The sequence below is a fragment of the Parafrankia colletiae genome (assembly GCF_001854655.1).
Classification (GTDB): domain Bacteria; phylum Actinomycetota; class Actinomycetes; order Frankiales; family Frankiaceae; genus Parafrankia; species Parafrankia colletiae.
Genome location: NZ_MBLM01000100.1, coordinates 1 through 1159, shown reverse-complemented (window position 1 = coordinate 1159; position 1159 = coordinate 1). Strand labels below are relative to the sequence as shown.

1 protein-coding gene is annotated in these 1159 nt (G+C 68.4%); it reads left to right on the top strand.

What is annotated here, in order from left to right:
• Positions 1-35: 35 nt before the first annotated feature.
• Positions 36-1159 (top strand): ATP-binding protein (locus tag CC117_RS36175; protein ID WP_131803053.1); only part of this gene is annotated, 1124 nt, incomplete at its 3' end.

Here is a 1159-nt window from a genome sequence, read left to right as displayed (position 1 = left end):
GTTCGTACGCAGGCGAGATCCTCTCAGGTGATGTGATGTCGTCGTTGCTCGAGTGGATGGCAACGGAGCCAGACACGGACGCGCGTGTCCGTCGCGGCGGGGGCGGACCATCCGCAGCGTGCCCTTACAAGGGGTTGGCCGCGTTCACCGAATCCGATGAGGGTCTGTTTTTCGGCCGCGAACAACTCACGGTACGGCTTGCTGCCCGGTTGGCACACTCCTACGGTGAGGGCCGGCCGCTGGTCGTTCTCGGGGCGTCCGGCGCCGGGAAGTCGTCGGTCCTGGCAGCCGGTCTCCTCCCCGCGTTGCGTCGGGGTCAGCTCGGGATTCCCGGTTCTGCGGACTGGCCCCACGTGACCTTGACACCGACGGCAACGCCGCTACGTGCCCTCGCCACCGCATTGGCGCCAGCTCTCGATGCCGCGCAGCTATCCGCGGACGCGGTGGCTGCGGAGCTCAGGGACGCGCCCAGCCAGGTAGCGGCTCGCCTCCGCGGCCGTCACCTGACTTCGCTGTCCCCGACGAGCGCCGGCCGGGGGGTTGTCCTCGTCGTTGACCAATTCGAAGAACTTTTCACGCTGTGTAATGATTTGGGTTCCCGGCGGGCGTTCCTGGATGCGCTCGCGGTGCTGGCGGGCTGCACAGATGACACCCCGACGCCCGCCGCGGCCGTGGTGCTCGGTATCCGAGCGGACTTCATCGAGCACCTCGCGGCCTATCCGCGCCTGCGGGAGGCCGTGGAGGCGTACCCGGTGCTCGTCGGTCCGATGAGCGGGGACGAGGTGCGTTGCGCCATCGAGCAGCCCGCCGCGGCAGCCGGGTTGAACCTGGAACCGGGCCTTGCCGACGTCATCCTTGAGGATCTCGATGCCAACCCTGTGAGTACATTGTCTCGGTCGGCGCAGGGAAGGCCTGGGCACCACGTCGGCCATCTGCCCTTGCTGTCGCACGCCTTGCTTGTCACCTGTCAGCGCAGCGGCGGCACGCTGCTGACTTTGGCCGCCTACCACGCGACCGGTGGGATCCGCCGGGCCGTGGCGAGCACCGCCGAGGAGATCCTCGGTCGGTTCGATGACGCTCACCGTGAAACCGCTCGCCACCTGCTGCTCGATCTCGTGCGGGTCGGTGAGGGCACCGACGACACCCGCCGCAAGGTCCC